This window comes from Streptomyces sp. NPDC127197, from assembly GCF_042672405.1.
GTDB classification, from domain to species: domain Bacteria; phylum Actinomycetota; class Actinomycetes; order Streptomycetales; family Streptomycetaceae; genus Streptomyces; species Streptomyces flavusporus.
Genome location: NZ_JBHXVG010000023.1, coordinates 65,386 through 80,708 on the forward strand (window position 1 = coordinate 65,386; position 15,323 = coordinate 80,708).

The 15,323-nt window shown below is 72.1% G+C and carries 8 protein-coding genes; 7 read left to right on the forward strand and 1 reads right to left on the reverse strand.

Going from position 1 to position 15,323, the window contains the following annotated elements:
* Positions 1–100 precede the first annotated feature (100 nt).
* From ACFVJQ_RS30145 to fxsT, 7 genes are all read left to right on the forward strand, one after another.
* On the forward strand, positions 101–463 hold the full coding sequence (locus ACFVJQ_RS30145; RefSeq protein ID WP_385513347.1) for a CU044_2847 family protein: 363 nt from the start codon (positions 101–103) through the stop codon (positions 461–463).
* Positions 456–2,420 (forward strand): trypsin-like peptidase domain-containing protein, encoded by a 1,965-nt coding sequence (locus ACFVJQ_RS30150; protein ID WP_385788653.1) that lies wholly within the window; start codon positions 456–458, stop codon positions 2,418–2,420. Before ACFVJQ_RS30145 ends, ACFVJQ_RS30150 begins: the two co-directional genes overlap by 8 nt.
* Before the next feature lie 148 nt (positions 2,421–2,568).
* A complete protein-coding gene (locus ACFVJQ_RS30155; RefSeq protein WP_385788655.1) occupies positions 2,569–3,576 on the forward strand; it encodes an AAA family ATPase in 1,008 nt (335 codons plus the stop codon).
* Positions 3,577–3,579: 3 nt separating this feature from the next.
* Positions 3,580–6,828: an SAV_2336 N-terminal domain-related protein gene (locus ACFVJQ_RS30160; RefSeq protein WP_385788657.1), complete on the forward strand. Its 3,249-nt coding sequence runs from the start codon at positions 3,580–3,582 to the stop codon at positions 6,826–6,828.
* Positions 6,825–6,977 (forward strand): hypothetical protein, encoded by a 153-nt coding sequence (locus tag ACFVJQ_RS30165; RefSeq protein ID WP_385513343.1) that lies wholly within the window; start codon positions 6,825–6,827, stop codon positions 6,975–6,977. The genes ACFVJQ_RS30160 and ACFVJQ_RS30165 overlap by 4 nt, the downstream gene beginning before the upstream one ends.
* Positions 6,974–8,185 carry an FxsB family cyclophane-forming radical SAM/SPASM peptide maturase gene (locus ACFVJQ_RS30170; protein WP_385788659.1) on the forward strand — a complete coding sequence of 404 codons (1,212 nt, stop codon included), beginning with the start codon at positions 6,974–6,976 and terminating at the stop codon, positions 8,183–8,185. Before ACFVJQ_RS30165 ends, ACFVJQ_RS30170 begins: the two co-directional genes overlap by 4 nt.
* A 101-nt stretch (positions 8,186–8,286) precedes the next feature.
* Entirely contained in the window at positions 8,287–11,250 is a 2,964-nt protein-coding gene (fxsT, locus tag ACFVJQ_RS30175; RefSeq protein ID WP_385513341.1) for an FxSxx-COOH system tetratricopeptide repeat protein, read from the forward strand.
* 62 nt (positions 11,251–11,312) lie between these two features.
* Here the strand turns inward: fxsT and ACFVJQ_RS30180 are convergent, their stop codons facing one another.
* Complete coding sequence (locus ACFVJQ_RS30180) at positions 11,313–15,125, reverse strand: multifunctional oxoglutarate decarboxylase/oxoglutarate dehydrogenase thiamine pyrophosphate-binding subunit/dihydrolipoyllysine-residue succinyltransferase subunit (RefSeq protein WP_385513340.1); 3,813 nt, start codon at positions 15,123–15,125, stop codon at positions 11,313–11,315.
* Between the last annotated feature and the right edge of the window lie 198 nt (positions 15,126–15,323).

Genomic DNA, 15,323 nt, shown 5'->3' on the forward strand with positions numbered 1-15,323 from the left:
GACTCGCACCGGAACCGTCGGTACGGCTAGCCTCGTCGCAGCTCAAGTGTGGTCCGGCTGCGGCCGGTTGGACGGGACGCAAGCTCGACGGGGGAGCGGCATGAGTCACATCCAGGACATCGAACTGCCCGACGGCACGGTCATCACCGCCCGGATCGGCAGCGCGGACGCCTACGGGGAGCAGGAGGACGTCGGCTTCACCGACGCCGCCCTCGCCAAGGTCGAACAGCTCCAGGAGCTGATCAGGGCCGTCGGCGGCACCGTGCTCGACGCCGCGCGCGCGTCCCGGCCCGACGAGGCCGCCATCACGTTCGGCGTGGAGCTGACCGCCAAGGAGGGGCTCGCGGTCGCCGTGCTCGCCAGGGGAGAGGCCAAGGCCTCGCTGCAGGTCACGCTGACGTGGCAGTTCGACCGGCAGCCCGTCCAGGCCCCCGCCGCGCCGGACCCGGCCGCGCATGACTGAGCGCACCGAACGCCTGCACGCCCTGGCCAAGGCCGCCACCGTCCACCTGCTGTCCGCCGACGGCGACGACAAGCCGCTGTGGGGCAGCGGATTCCTCGTCGCCCCGGGCTGGGTGCTGACCGCCGCCCATGTGGTGCGCCCGTACCTCGCCGCCCGTCGCGACCTGACGTTCCGGGTGTGCGGTGAGGGCGTCGACGCCGAGGCCCGGCTCGAGGCCTGGCTGCTCACACACCCGGAGCGGCCCGTCGTACCGCTGGAGGAGGACCTGGCCCTGGTGCGGCTCGCGGGCGACGCCGACGAGCACCAGCACGAGTGCGTGTGGCTCGCCGACCGGGACGTACGGCACTCCGGTGCCGTCAAGGTGTACGGCTACTACCCGGAGCCGCCGCACACCCACGCGCGCGCGGTGGACGCCGAGATCAACGGCCACGAGGACGGCTACGGGCTGATCATCAAGCCCGACATCGACTTCCCGGCCGGAGTCTCCGGCGGCCCGCTGCTCGACCCGGACACCGGAGCCGTGGTCGGACTGGTCAAGTCCCGTCGCCGGCAGCAGGACGGCGGGAAGGCGGTCGCCATATCGGCGCTGCGCCGCTTCGGACAGACGTACCGCACCGTCATAGCCGCCCACGACCGGTGGCACGGCACCGAGCCGCTCTCCGAGAGCGGGGACAACTGGATCGACCTGCAGTCCGGTCCTGCCGCCGACGGCGGTGAGCGGTGGACGCCGGACGACCGGCGCACCGCGCTGCGGCTGCTCGCCGCGCTGCCCGCCCCGCCCGACGCGCCCACCGTGGAGGTCCTCGCCAGCCGCGCTCGCAGCGGCCGGCGGTGGCCGGGGCGGACCCCCGAACTGCAGACCTGGCGCGACGGTTACGGCCTGCTCTACGAGGGCCCGCATCCGCTCGACTCGCTCACCTTCCTGCGCTATCTGAAGTTCGTCGAGGCGTACATACGCTGCCGGGGCGGGGACTGTTCGCAGCTCGCCGACTGGATCGACCGGCGGCTGCGCCGGGACCCGCGCCGGGACATGCACGACTTCGTCCGGGACGCACGCCTCCCCGAAGCGGTCCGGCCCACCGCGGCGGACGGACCGGAGCGCATCGTGATCCCCTACCCCGGCCCGGGCGAGGGCCCCACGGTCGCCGTGCTGCTCGACCCGGTGATCGGCTCGCAGCCCACCCGCTTCTTCTGGCAGATCTGGTTCGACGACGGCGACGGGTCCGACGAACCGGAGCTGTGGCAGACGGACGACTCCGTCCACGGCCACCTCCCCGGCGAACTCGTCCAGGCCCTGCGCGGCCCGCTGAGCGAACTGCTGCGCGCCAAGGACCGCGTGGACCTGCCCGTACCACTCGAAGTCGCCCTGCCCGCCGAGTACTTCGACACCGCGGTGCACCGCTGGCGGTTCGACGACATCGCCCAGCTCGACGACGCCGCACACCTCGGCGCACGCCGACGGGTGGTGCTGCGCTCCCTCGCACGCCGGGGAGAACCGGACAAACTGTGGGCCGAACGCTGGCAGGCCATGACCGCCCAGCAGCGCTTCACCGGCTGGCGCACCCCGCAACGCGGCGTCGCGTCCAGCGGCAGCAGCTATCGCGACGCGGCCTTCGACCACATCCCCGTGATGTGCCGCCCCGCCGGGCGCGGACCGGGCCGGACCGCGATGAAGCTCGCCCTGGAGAACGGGCACGGTGTGGCCCTCTGGCACATCGACGGCCACGCCACCCGCATCTGCGCCGAGGCGTGCGACACCCTCCACGCCAAGGCGGAGGAACTCCTCGGCACCCTCGGCTCGCTGGCCGAACTCCCCGACCGGCTGCGCCACCTCCGCCAGGACATCAGCGAACACTGCGCGGACCGCGCCTGGGCCGAGCCGCTCGCACTCCTGTACGACGACCCGCGGCGTCCACTGCCCGCGGAGGAGACCGAGACCCTGGACGCCCCGCTGTGAGCACCCCGGAGAACATTCGCGACGGCTGGCCGAAAACGGCCGTGTGGCAGGCCTGTCCTGGGTACATTTCCAGGGGCCCGTTGTGGGCGCACAACGCCCCCGTCGGCCAGGACGTGGACCACCACCGACCGTCGACGAGGAGCGCACCATGAGCGAGTGGTTCATCTACCAGGGCAACGGGCGCCCGGATCCGGCCAGGATCAACCAGCTCCCGGCACCGCCCCCGTGGCGCAACTTCGACGCCCCGGTCGTGCCGTACGACGTCCCGAGCCTCGACTCCTCCACCCGCCGCAGGCTCGGCGCCGGCGCCGTACCCCTGCCCGTCCAGGGCGACCGGACCCTCGAACTCGTCAACGCCGCCCTCTACCTGAGGCGCCCCCTGCTCGTCACCGGCGAGCCCGGGGTGGGCAAGTCGACGCTGGCGCACTCCGTCGCGTACGAACTCGGACTCGGCCGGGTCCTGGAGTGGCCCATCGTGAGCCGCAGCGAACTGCGCGAGGGGCTCTACACGTACGACGCCATCGGCCGCCTCCAGGACGCCCAGCTCCGGCGTGCCGCCCAGGACGGACCGGAGTCCGAGGACATCGGCCGGTACATCAAACTCGGTCCGCTCGGCACCGCGCTGCTCGCCGCCGACCGGCCCCGCGTCCTGCTCATCGACGAGCTGGACAAGAGCGACATCGACCTGCCGAACGACCTGCTGAACGTGTTGGAGGAAGGCAGGTTCGCCATCCCCGAGCTGGAGCGGATCGCCGACCGGACACCGGTGGTGGAGGTGCTCACCGACGACGGGCGCAAGGTCGCCGTGACGGGCGGTCAGGTGCGCTGCCGGGCCTTCCCGTTCGTCGTGCTGACCAGCAACCGGGAGCGCGAGTTCCCCGCGCCCCTGCTGCGCCGCTGCATCCCGCTCGATCTCCAGGCCCCGCGCAACGAGGGCCTCGCCGCGCTCGTCCAGGCGCACTTCGGTGAGAACGCGCACGAAATCCACCGCGACATCCTCGACCAGTTCGTCGAGGCCGAGGCGGACGGCGCGCTGCGCCCCACCGACCAGCTCCTCAACGCCATCTTCCTCGCCGTGCACGCCGCCCGGGACGCGGTCCGGCGCGAGGAGATCTCGGCGCTGCTGATGCAGCCCCTGGACCGCGGGCCCAGGTAGCCGATGTCCGCACCGGCTCCCGGCACCCCGGCCGGCGCCGTGAGCGAGGTGCTCACGGCGCTGGTCGCGCGTCTGCGCGACGCGGGCCTCGCCCCGGACGTCGAGGAGCTGGCGGACGCACTGTGGCTGGCCCGCCGGCTGTCGGCACCGGCGCGGCAGGAGCCGGACCGCACGACACCCACCGCACCCGGCACACCCCATGGGCCCGCGGACGGCCTCCCGTCCCTGCCGACCGCCCCGCCCACCTCGGCCGGCCCGCCCGAGGAGCAACGGCCCGACAGTGTCCGGATGTTCGCCCCGGGCTCCGGAAGCGACGAGAGAGGCGACGAGACCGGCGGCCGGATGACCCCCGTCCGCGTCCCCGCCGCCCCCGCCCTGCCCGAACCCCTTGCCCTGCAACGCGGATTACGCCCCCTCCAGCGGTACCGCGCACCCGTACGCCCCGTGCCGCGCACCCTCGACGAGCGGGCCACCGCCGAACAGGCCGCCGAATCCGGGCTCGTCCTGCCCGTCCTGCGCACCGAGCGACGCCGCGAGGCACGCCTACTGCTCCTGATGGACGTCTCCACGTCGACCGTGGTGTGGCAGCAGGCCCTCGACGAGCTGCGCCAGGTCTGCGAGCGCGCCGGCGCCTTCCGCGAGGTGCAGGTGCAGTACCTGCACGAGGACACCCACGGGCGGCCCGGCTGCGCCGCCACGCCGGAGCACACCGGCCCGCTGCACGCGCCCGGACAGCTCAGCGACCCGACCGGACGCCGGCTGACGCTCGTCCTCAGCGACTGCGCCGGCCCCATGTGGCGCAGCGGCCGTATCCAGCGGCTGCTGCACGGCTGGGCCGCGACGGCGCCCGTGGCCGTCGTCCAGCCGCTGCCGCAGCGCATGTGGCTGCGCACCCATCTGCCGGCCCGGCGCGGACTGCTGCGGCGGCGCGAAGGGCCCGCCGGAACGCTGGAGTTCCTGCCGGACAAGGGGCCCGTCGAACGGCAGGCGCTGCCCGTCCCGGTGCTGGCGCTGCGCCGTGGCTCGGTGGAGGGCTGGGCGCGGCTGGTGTCGGGCGCCACGGGAGGGTCGCTGGCCACCGCGGCCGGCTGGGTACGCGCCGACCACGCCCCCTCCCGCGCGCGGGTGCGGGCCCAGGAGGACCTGAGCGGTACGGAACGGGTGCGGGCCTTCTGGCGTTCCGCCTCTCCGGAGGCGCGCCGGCTCGCGGTGTATCTGTCCGCGGTGCCGCTGTACCTGCCGGTGATGCAGCTCGTACAGCACGCCATGCTCGCCGGGAGCGGGCCCGAGGTGCTGTCCGAGGTGCTGCTCAGCGGGCTGCTCAGGCGCCGGGAGGACCCGGACGACCCACAGGCCGTGCGGTACGAGTTCCTGCCGGGCGTGGCCGGCGAGCTGCGCACCCGCCTGGCCGTGGAGGACGTCGAGCTGCTGTTCAAGCACTGCTCCGCCTACGTGGAGCGGAAGTTCGGGCGCAGTGTGCGCAACTTCCCGGCACTGGCGGCGGCATTCCTGCGCGGAGCGGTGGATCCGGGGGCGGCCGACGCGTCGCCGCCGGCCGGCCCGGGTGCGGAGGAGCCGGCCGGGCTGCGGGCGTTCGCCGAGGTGTCGGCGGATGTGCTGCGGGAGTTGGGGGCTCGGATTCCGGTCGCGGCGGTACTGCCCGAGCTGAGCGCTCAGGAGCTGGTCGGCAAGGGACGTGAGGCGATCGGGCGGTTCGAGGGGGAGGGACTGACCCGCGAACTCGACGCTGCGGTGCGGTACTTGCAGCAGGCGGTGGAGGTGTCGCGGACGGGTGCCGAGCGGGAGTCGGCGTCCGTGGAGCTGGCCGACGCGCTGCTGATGCGGTGGCGGGTGAAGGGGGTGGGGGAGGATCTCCGCGATGCGTGGGAGGCGGTGGGTGAGCCGGAGGAGGTCGGTCCGCGGGGGCGGCTGGTGCGGGGCCTGGTGTGCTGGGTGCTGGCCGGTGAGCTGAGCAGTCGGGGACTTGACTTCGAGGGGATTCCGGACAGTCTGCGGGACTGGACGAGGAGGACGGCGCACGGCACGGAGGCCGCTGCCCTGGCAGTGCTGCTGTATCTGGCGGACCGGGACCTCGGTCTGGCGATGCGGGATCAGGCGGACACTCCCGACGCGATGGTCGCCTCCGAAACGCTGATGCACGTACGGCGGGCGATCGCGGAGGCGGGACGGGAGCACGCCGGCGCGGGTCCCTACCAGGCGGTGGACCCCGGGCACTGGTATCCGGCGCATCTGCAACGGGCCGTCTCGGCGGCCGACATCCGGATCTCGTACCCGGAGTGGGAACACGCCCTGCTCGTCCGAGGAGGGCTGTGGCTCGACCTGGCACGGCACCACGCCGGGACGGAAACACCCGTACCGAAACGAGCGGCGGAGTCGGTACGGCAGGCCAGGGAGGACTTCCTGGCCGCGCTCATGGGCGAACCGGTCCTTTCGGACGTGGAGCGCTGCCGGGCCTGGCTGGCGGTGGCGTCGGCCACCGAGCTCGCCGGGTCGGTGAGCGGTGCCGTCGAGGTTGGCCCGCTGGTGGAGGCTTGGCAAGAAGCACTGGCCGCCGCGGGTAACGACGAGGCCCTACGGCTCGAATGCCTCCTGCTGATCGCGCGCATGTCCTGGAGCGGTTACCAGAACGCCCGCGACGAACGCCAGTTGGACTCCGCCATCGAAGCGTGGACGCAGGCCGAACGGCTGCTGGGCGAGGACCACCCCGACCGGCCGGACATGCTGGCCGCCTTCGGTGCCGCCCTGCTCGAGAAGGCCCGGCTCCAGGACGCCATCGACACCGCGAGCCGGGCCGTCGTCGTGCTGCGCGCCGCCCTGCAGGAGACCCCCATGGCCCATCCGGACATCCCGGTGCGCTGGATGAACCTGAGCCTCGCCCACTTCAGGCGGTACGAGCTCCAGGAGGTGCTGTCCGACCTGTACGAGGCCGAGTGGCTGCTGGGCGAGGCCATCCGTTGCGCCGATCAGCCCGAGTTTCTCGTACGCTGCTGGACCACCCGCGGTGCCATGCTCACGTCCCTCTACTCCAGGACGGCCACGCTCACGCATCTGCACCGGGCGATCGAGTGCTACGGGCAGGCCGTCGAGCTGGCGCGGGAGGAAGGCATGGACGAGTTGCTGGCCACGGCGCTGCTGAGCCGAGAGCAGCTGCGGGAGCAGCTCCGCACCATGAGGTCCGGGCCGGCCCGCACCCCCACCACCCGCCCGGACCCCGAAACGGCCCCCGAGTGACCGCACGCCCGGAGGACACCCGCATACCTCTCCCCGACATCCCCAGGCCGGACCGGACCGACCACCCGGTTCTCGCGGCGATCCTCGCCGAACTGCGCACCCGGGACGGGGAGTCCACCGTCGTCGCCCATTACGAAGACGCCCCATGACCACACATCCCCAGTGGCCGCACGCCGTCCTGGACCCGACGGCGCACCGCCCGACGCCCTTCCGCCAGTTCGTGCTGAAGGTCCACGGCCGCTGCAACCTGGACTGCTCCTACTGCTACGTCTACCGGGGCCGGGACGACGGCTGGCGCGAGCGTCCGGCCCGTACGCCCGAGCCGACGATGCGCCGCACCGCGGCCCGGATCGCCGAGCACGTCCGGGAACACGGCCTCGACCGCATCCGCGTCGAACTCCACGGCGGTGAACCCCTCCTCACCGGCCCCGAGCCCGTCCTCGCCTACGTGCGCGCGGTACGGGAGGCCGTCCCCGCCGACTGCCGGGTCACCACCACCGTCCAGACCAACGGCACCCGACTCACGGCTGCCGCGCTGGACCGGCTGGCCGGGGCCGGTGTCCGGGTCGGCCTCAGCCTCGACGGGGGACGGGCCGCGCACAACGCCCGCCGCGTCGACCACGCCGGCCGCCCCGCCTGGCCCGCCGCCCGGGCCGCCGCCCGGCGGCTCGCCGCCCGCCCGGAGACGTACGCCGGCATCCTCTGCACCATCGACCCGGCCACCGATCCGCACGACGTCTACCGGTCGCTGCTCGACCTGGACCCGCCCGGCGTGGACTTCCTGCTCCCGCACGCCAACTGGGCCCACCCGCCCCCGGGACTCCCGTCCCGGCGTCCGGGCCGGCACCGCCCCGCCCCCACCCCGTACGGCGACTGGCTCGCCGCCGTCTTCGACGCCTGGTGGGACGCGGGACGGCTGTGCACCCGTGTGCGGCTCTTCCAGGAGATCGCCGCCCTGCTCCTTGGCGCCCCCAGCAGTGCCGAGGCCGTCGGGCTCTCCCCGATGGCCGCGGTCGTCGTGGAGACGGACGGCGGCATCGAGCAGGTCGACTCGCTCAGGTCGGCCTACGCGGGCGCCGCCGAGACCGGCCTCGACGTCTTCCGGCACTCCTTCGACCGGGCCCTGCGCCATCCCGGGATCGCGGCCCGGCAGGTCGGAGAGCGGGCGCTGGCCCCGGAGTGCCTGGACTGTCCGGTCGGCCGGGTGTGCGGTGGCGGCAACTACGTGCACCGGTACGCGCCCGGCACCGGCTTCCGGCACCCCAGCGTCTACTGCGCCGACCTGGAGCGACTCGTCCGGCACATCGCCGGCCGGCTCGACCGGACGGCGCGGGAAACGACGCAGGACGGAACGTGATGCCGGTGCACATCGCCCAACTGGGCACCCATGAAGTCGTTTTGACGCACAATTGACTAACCTGTGCACAGTCGTGACAGGTTCAGTGAGGGGACTGCAGGATGACCGCGCAGCTCGGACACGTCACGGTGGTCTTCGCCGGGCAGAGCGAATCCTGGGCCAAGTGGATCGACCACCAGATCCGGGCCGCGGGACGCCGCACGACACTGGTGCGCTGGAACCCGCTGCGACGCCCGCCCACCGTGCAGGCCCTCGGCGACCTGATGAGCGCCCCGGGCCGGATACTGCTCGTCATAGACGACTGGTACGAGCGCCTGGAACGCAGCCGGTTCGATGCCTGGGCCGGCGTACTGCGCCAGACGCTGCCGGAGTACCGGGACCGGATCGCCGCCGTCAGCGTCACGGCCCAGCCGATGCCCGAGGCCACCATCGCGCTGGCCCCCGTCGAACTGCGCGGCCTCAGGCCCGAGGTGGCCCGCAGCCGCGTCCTGGAATGCGCGGGAGTACCGGCCCCCGGCGCCCTGATCGACCTGCGCCGCGGCCCCCGCTTCCCGGACGACCCGCCGGAGGTGTGGCGCCGGGTGCCGCGCCGCAACCGCCGGTTCATCGGACGCACCGAGCTGCTGGAGCAGGTGTACGCGACGCTGTCCGCCGCCCGCCGGGACGGAGCCACCGTGGCTTTGCGTGGCCCGGGCGGCTTCGGCAAGACCCAGCTCGCCGCGGAGTACGTGCACCGGTTCGCGGGCGAGTACGACATCGTCTGGTGGATCAGCGCCGCCCAGCGCGTCACCGCCCGCCAGCAGTTCGCCGAGCTCGCCCCCGAGATGGGCCTGACGGACGCCGGGGACCTGGCGGCCACCATCAAGGCCGTACGGCGTGAACTCGACGACACCGCACGACCCTGGCTGCTCGTGCTGGACGGCGCCGGCGACCCCGAGCCGCTGCGCGACCTCGTCCCGGAGGGCCGTGGGCACGTCCTGGTCACCACCCATCGCGGCGAGTGGGCCGCGCACGCCGAGACCATCGAGGTGCCGCCCTTCGAACGCCGGGAGAGCGTCGCGTTCCTCCGGCGCCGCGCGGCCCGGCTCACCGACGACCAGGCGGAACGGCTCGCCGAGGCCGTGGAGGACATGCCGCTGCTCCTCGACCAGATGGCCGCCTGGCTGGATCTGAACCCGACGGTGTCGGTGAACGACTACGTACGCGACATCCGGGAGGGCCGGCCGGACCGGTTCGGCGTCATGGCCTCCGGCCAGTACCCGAAGTTCGAGGTCGCCTGGGCCAAGCTCATCAACTCCCTGCGCGAAGGGTCCGAACCGGCCTGGCAGTTGCTGAACCTGCTCGTCTGCTTCTCACCCGACGTCGTCCCCGTACGACTGCTGCAGACGGCCCGGCACGGCGACCTGCCGCCCGAACTGGCCGAGCTGATCAGCGAGCCCAGTAGCTGGAACACGGCGCTGCGCAAGCTCTCCGAGATCACCTCCATGCGCATCGAGTACGAGCAGGGTCCCCGCCGCCTGGACACCCAGACCGTCGGCACCCTGCGCATGCACCGCCTCTTCCACCGCTACGTCCGCTCCGTACAGGCACCCGACGACGCCGAACGCTATTCGGCCGCCGCCCGCAAGGTCCTGGTCTCCGCCGACCCGCGGGACTCTGCCCAGGCCGGCAACTGGGCGCGCTACGCCGAGATCATCCCGCACCTGGAGCCGTCCGGCGCGCTGCAGTCGGCCGACGACGACGTACGGGACCTGGTGCTCAACTGCGTCGAGTACCTGCGGATGCGCGGCGAGTACCACGACGGCTGGTGGCTGAGCCGGCTGGCCGTGGACAACTGGCGGCCCAAGTTCGGCGACACCGACCGGTCCGTGCTCGTCGCGGTCCACCAACTCGCCAACATGCTGCGCCGACTCGGCCGGTACGCCGAGGCGGAGGAGGTGGGCCGGGAGAACCTGCGGCGGCTGAGCGGCGCCGGGCAGGTCCGGCCCATCGAGCTGATCCGCGCCAAGGACGGACTCGGCGGGACGCTGATGGCCCTCGGCCGGTACGCCGAGGCGCGCACCCTGTTCGAGGAGGCCGCCGCGAGCGCCGCGGAGGAACTCGGCGGCGAGAACGTCCCGCGTACCCTCAGCATCCGCAGCAACCTCGCCGTCGCCGTCGGCCTGCAGGGCCACTACGCCGAATCGCTCGTCCAGCACCGCCGGATCTTCGAGGCCCGGGTCGAACTGCTCGGCGGCAAGGACGCGGCCACGCTCAACTCGGCGCTGCGCAGTGCCTGGATGCTGAGACTGCTCGGCCGGTACCGGGAGGCGCTGGCCATCCAGGGTCACAACTCCCGCGTCCACAGCCAGGTGCTGGACCGCAACCACAGCCAGACCCTGCACGCCGAGCACAACCTCGCCCTGTGCGCCCGCCGGGACGGGGACCTGCAGTTCGCGCACGTCATGATGCGCGGCGTCCGGGAGAAGCTGCTGCGCCGGCGCGGCGCCCTGCACCCCGAGACCCTGATGGTCTCCTGCGACTACGCGATGCTGCTGCGCCAACTGGAGCGGACCGCGGAGGCCAGGGAACTCGCCGAGCTCACCGCCACGCAGTACGCGGCCCAGCTCGGCGAGGCCCACCCCTACGCGATCGGGGCGCGGGACAACGTCGCCACCGTCATGCGGGACATGGGAGAGACCCGCAGCGCGCTGGAGCTGTCCCTGCGGACCGTTCAGGAGATGGAGCAGGCGGTCGGCCGGGAGCATCCGTGGGCGATCGGCTGCGCCAAGAACGGGGTGGCCGCGCTCGCCGCCGCAGGGGAGACCGAGTCCGCGGCCGCGCTCGGCCGCGACGCAGCCGAACGCTCCGCCCGGGCGCTGGGCGAGAGCCATGTCCTCACCATCAGCCTGCGGGCCGGTCTCGCCCTCGACCTCGCCGAGCTGGGCGAGCCCGAGGAGGCCGAGACCCTGCACCGGGACGCCGTCACCCGCCTCACCACGGTCCTCGGCCCCGACCACCCCCAGACCCACTACATCCTCGAACGCCACCGCCCCTACTGGGACTTCGAGCCCCAGCCGATCTGAAACGGCGAGGGCCCGGTCCCGAGTCGCAGCGACTCGGGACCGGGCCCTCGGTGCCGTAAGGCCTAGGCCTCGAACACCTCACGCACCAGCTGCTCCTGCTCCGCCTGGTGCCGCTTGGCGGAACCCACCGCCGGCGACGACGAGTGCGGGCGGGAGATACGGCGCAGGCGCTCACCGTGCGGGACGTCGGCGCCGACCGCCAGGTCCAGGTGGTCGATCAGGTTGAGGGCGATGAACGGCCAGGCACCCTGGTTCGCCGGCTCCTCCTGGGCCCACAGGTACTTCTCGGCGTTCGGGTACTTGGCGATCTCTGCCTGGAGCTCGGCACCCGGCAGCGGGTACAGGCGCTCGATACGGATGATCGCCGTGTCCGTGGCGCCGCGCTTCTGACGCTCGGCCTCCAGGTCGTAGTAGACCTTGCCGGCGCAGAAGACGACCTTCTTCACCGCGGCCGGGTCCGTGACCGTCGCGTCGCCGATGACCGGCTGGAACTGGCCCGTGGTGAACTCGTCCGCCTTCGACGCGGCGGCCTTCAGGCGCAGCATCGACTTCGGCGTGAAGACGACCAGCGGCTTGTGGTGCGGGTTGTGCACCTGCCACCGCAGGAGGTGGAAGTAGTTCGACGGGGAGGTCGGCATGGCGACCGTCATGTTGTTCTGCGCGCACAGCTGCAGGAACCGCTCCGGGCGGGCGGACGAGTGGTCCGGGCCCTGGCCCTCGTAGCCGTGCGGGAGGAGCAGGACCACGCCGGACGTCTGGGCCCACTTCTGCTCCGCCGACGAGATGAACTCGTCCACGACCGTCTGCGCGCCGTTGACGAAGTCGCCGAACTGGGCCTCCCACATCACCAGCGCGTCCGGGCGGGCCAGCGAGTAGCCGTACTCGAAGCCCATCGCCGCGTACTCGGAGAGCAGGGAGTTGTAGACGTTCAGCCGTGCCTGGTCCTCGGAGAGGTACTGCAGCGGCGTGTACTCCTCGCCGGTGCTGCGGTCGATGATCACCGCGTGGCGCTGGCCGAACGTACCGCGCTGCGAGTCCTGGCCGGCCAGGCGGACCGGGGTGCCCTCCAGGAGGAGGGAGCCGATGGCGAGGGTCTCGCCCATGCCCCAGTCGATCGTGCCGTCCTCGACCATCGACGCCCGGCGCTGCAGCTGCGGCAGCAGACGCGGGTGGACGGTGATGTGGTCGGGGATGTTGACCTGGGACTCGGCGATCCGCTTGACGATCTCCGTGGAGACCGCGGTGTTCACGGCGACCGGGAACTCGGCCTGCGCGTCGGGCGTCTGCACCGCCGCCGGCTGCGCGGTGGCCTCGCGGACCTCTGTGAAGACCTTCTCCAGCTGGCCCTGGTAGTCCTGCAGGGCCTGCTCGGCCTCTTCCAGGGTGATGTCGCCGCGACCGATGAGGGACTCGGTGTACAGCTTGCGCACCGAGCGCTTCTTGTCGATCAGGTCGTACATCAGCGGCTGGGTGAAGGCCGGGTTGTCCGACTCGTTGTGACCGCGGCGGCGGTAGCAGATGAGGTCGATCACCACGTCCTTGTTGAACGCCTGGCGGAACTCGAAGGCGAGCCGCGCGACGCGGACCACGGCCTCCGGGTCGTCACCGTTCACGTGGAAGATCGGGGCCTCGATCATGCGGGCCACGTCCGTCGCGTACATCGAGGAGCGCGAGGACTCGGGGGCCGCGGTGAAGCCGACCTGGTTGTTGATGACCACGTGGACCGTGCCGCCGGTGCGGTAGCCGCGCAGCTGCGACATGTTCAGGGTCTCGGCCACCACGCCCTGGCCCGCGAAGGCCGCGTCGCCGTGCAGGGCCACCGGCAGGACGGTGAAGTCCGTGCCGCCCTTGTTGATGATGTCCTGCTTGGCGCGGGCGACGCCCTCCAGGACCGGGTCGACCGCCTCCAGGTGCGAGGGGTTGGCGGTGAGCGAGACCTTGATCTGCTCGCCGTCCAGGCCGGTGAAGGTGCCCTCGGCGCCCAGGTGGTACTTCACGTCGCCGGAGCCGTGCATCGACTTCGGGTCGAGGTTGCCCTCGAACTCGCGGAAGATCTGCGCGTACGACTTGCCGACGATGTTGGCGAGGACGTTCAGCCGGCCGCGGTGGGCCATGCCGATGACGACCTCGTCGAGCCGGGACTCGGCGGCCGAGTCCAGCACCGCGTCGAGCAGCGGGATGACGGACTCGCCGCCCTCCAGGGAGAAGCGCTTCTGGCCGACGTACTTCGTCTGCAGGAAGGTCTCGAAGGCCTCCGCGGCGTTCAGCCGGCGCAGGATCCGCAGCTGCTCCTCGCGCTCCGGCTTGGCGTGCGGGCGCTCCACGCGGTCCTGGATCCACTTGCGCTGCTTGGGGTCCTGGATGTGCATGAACTCGATGCCGATGGTGCGGCAGTACGAGTCGCGCAGGACGCCGAGGATGTCGCGCAGCTTCATCAGGGACTTGCCGGAGAAGCCGCCGACGGCGAACTCGCGCTCCAGGTCCCACAGGGTGAGGCCGTGCTCGGTGATGTCCAGGTCGGGGTGCTTGCGCTGGCGGTACTCCAGCGGGTCGGTGTCGGCCATGACGTGGCCGCGGACCCGGTAGGAGTGGATCAGCTCGAAGACGCGGGCGGCCTTGGTGACGTCGTCGTCGTGGCTGGCGTCGATGTCCTTGAGCCAGCGGACCGGCTCGTAGGGGATACGCAGGGCCTCGAAGATGTCGTCGTAGAAGCCGCTCTCGCCGAGGAGCAGGTTCGCGACCTGGCGGAGGAACTCGCCGGAGGCGGCGCCCTGGATCACCCGGTGGTCATACGTCGACGTGAGCGTCATGACCTTGGAGATGCCCAGCTTGTTCAGGGTGTCCTGGGAGGTGCCCTGGAACTCCGCCGGGTAGTCCATCGAGCCGACGCCCATGATGACCGACTGGCCGGGCATCAGACGCGGGACCGAGTGCACGGTGCCGAGGCCGCCCGGGTTGGTCAGGGAGACCGTGACGCCGGTGAAGTCGTCCATCGTCAGCTTGTTGTCGCGGGCGCGGCGGACGATGTCCTCGTAGGCCTGCCAGAACTCGAAGAAGTTCAGCGTCTCGGCCTTCTTGATCGCCGCGACGACCAGCTGACGGTCACCGTTGGGCTTGACCAGGTCGATGGCGAGGCCGAGGTTGATGTGCGGCGGCTTGACGAGGGTCGGCTTGCCGTCCTTCTCGCCGAACGACCAGTTCATCGACGGCATGGCCTTGATGGCCTGCACCATCGCGTAGCCGATCAGGTGCGTGAAGGAGATCTTCCCGCCCCGGGCCCGCTTGAGGTGGTTGTTGATGACGATGCGGTTGTCGAAGAGCAGCTTCACCGGGACCGCGCGCACGGACGTGGCCGTGGGCAGCTCCAGGGAGGCGTTCATGTTCTTCGCGACGGCCGCGGCGGGGCCGCGCAGCGTGATCAGCTCGGGGCCCTCCGGCGCCGTCGTCGCGGCGGCGGGCTCGGCCTTCGCCTTCGGCTTGGCGGCCGGGGCAGGGGCCGCGGCCTTCGCCGGAGCCGGAGCCGCCGGGGCGGGCGCGGCGGCCGGCTTCGGGGCCGCGGGAGCGGCCGGGGCGGCCGGAGCCGCGGGAGCTGCCTGGGCCGGGGCGGCCGGGGCCGGGGTCTGAGCCGTGGTGGTGGTCTCCGCGGCCCCCGCGGCCGCGGTACCCGCCGGAGCCGGGGCGGACGGTGCCCCCGGCTTGTAGTCGGCGAAGAAGTCCCACCAGGCGCGGTCTACCGAATTCGGGTCCTGGAGGTACTGCTGATAGATCTCGTCGACGAGCCACTCGTTGGGACCGAACGCGGCAGCGGGGTTCTTGCCCGCTTGATCGGCGTCGGTCGAGATGCTCGATGCGTTACTGGGGGACTGTGGCGACACGGCGGCAACCGCCCTCTTCCGCTTCACAAGGTGATGGACAGCGGGAATCAAGGCTACGCCTCCATGACCGAGAAGGTCAGGCCGGGCCCGTTCATCGTCGCGTAAGTCACATCTGAGCACGTGTTTCGGGGATGGAAATGGCGGGAAACAAGCGTGGTTCCGGTGTGAAAGGGGTGCGTTGGCCCGAGCCCGGCGCAT

Bases quoted from the DNA above. Each gene is read 5' to 3' on its own strand.
- ACFVJQ_RS30155 (WP_385788655.1), top strand. From the start codon at position 2,569: ATGAGCGAGTGGTTCATCTACCAGGGCAACGGGCGCCCGGATCCGGCC.
- fxsT (WP_385513341.1), top strand. From the start codon at position 8,287: ATGACCGCGCAGCTCGGACACGTCACGGTGGTCTTCGCCGGGCAGAGC.
- ACFVJQ_RS30145 (WP_385513347.1), top strand. From the start codon at position 101: ATGAGTCACATCCAGGACATCGAACTGCCCGACGGCACGGTCATCACC.
- ACFVJQ_RS30170 (WP_385788659.1), top strand. From the start codon at position 6,974: ATGACCACACATCCCCAGTGGCCGCACGCCGTCCTGGACCCGACGGCG.
- ACFVJQ_RS30150 (WP_385788653.1), top strand. From the start codon at position 456: ATGACTGAGCGCACCGAACGCCTGCACGCCCTGGCCAAGGCCGCCACC.
- ACFVJQ_RS30160 (WP_385788657.1), top strand. From the start codon at position 3,580: ATGTCCGCACCGGCTCCCGGCACCCCGGCCGGCGCCGTGAGCGAGGTG.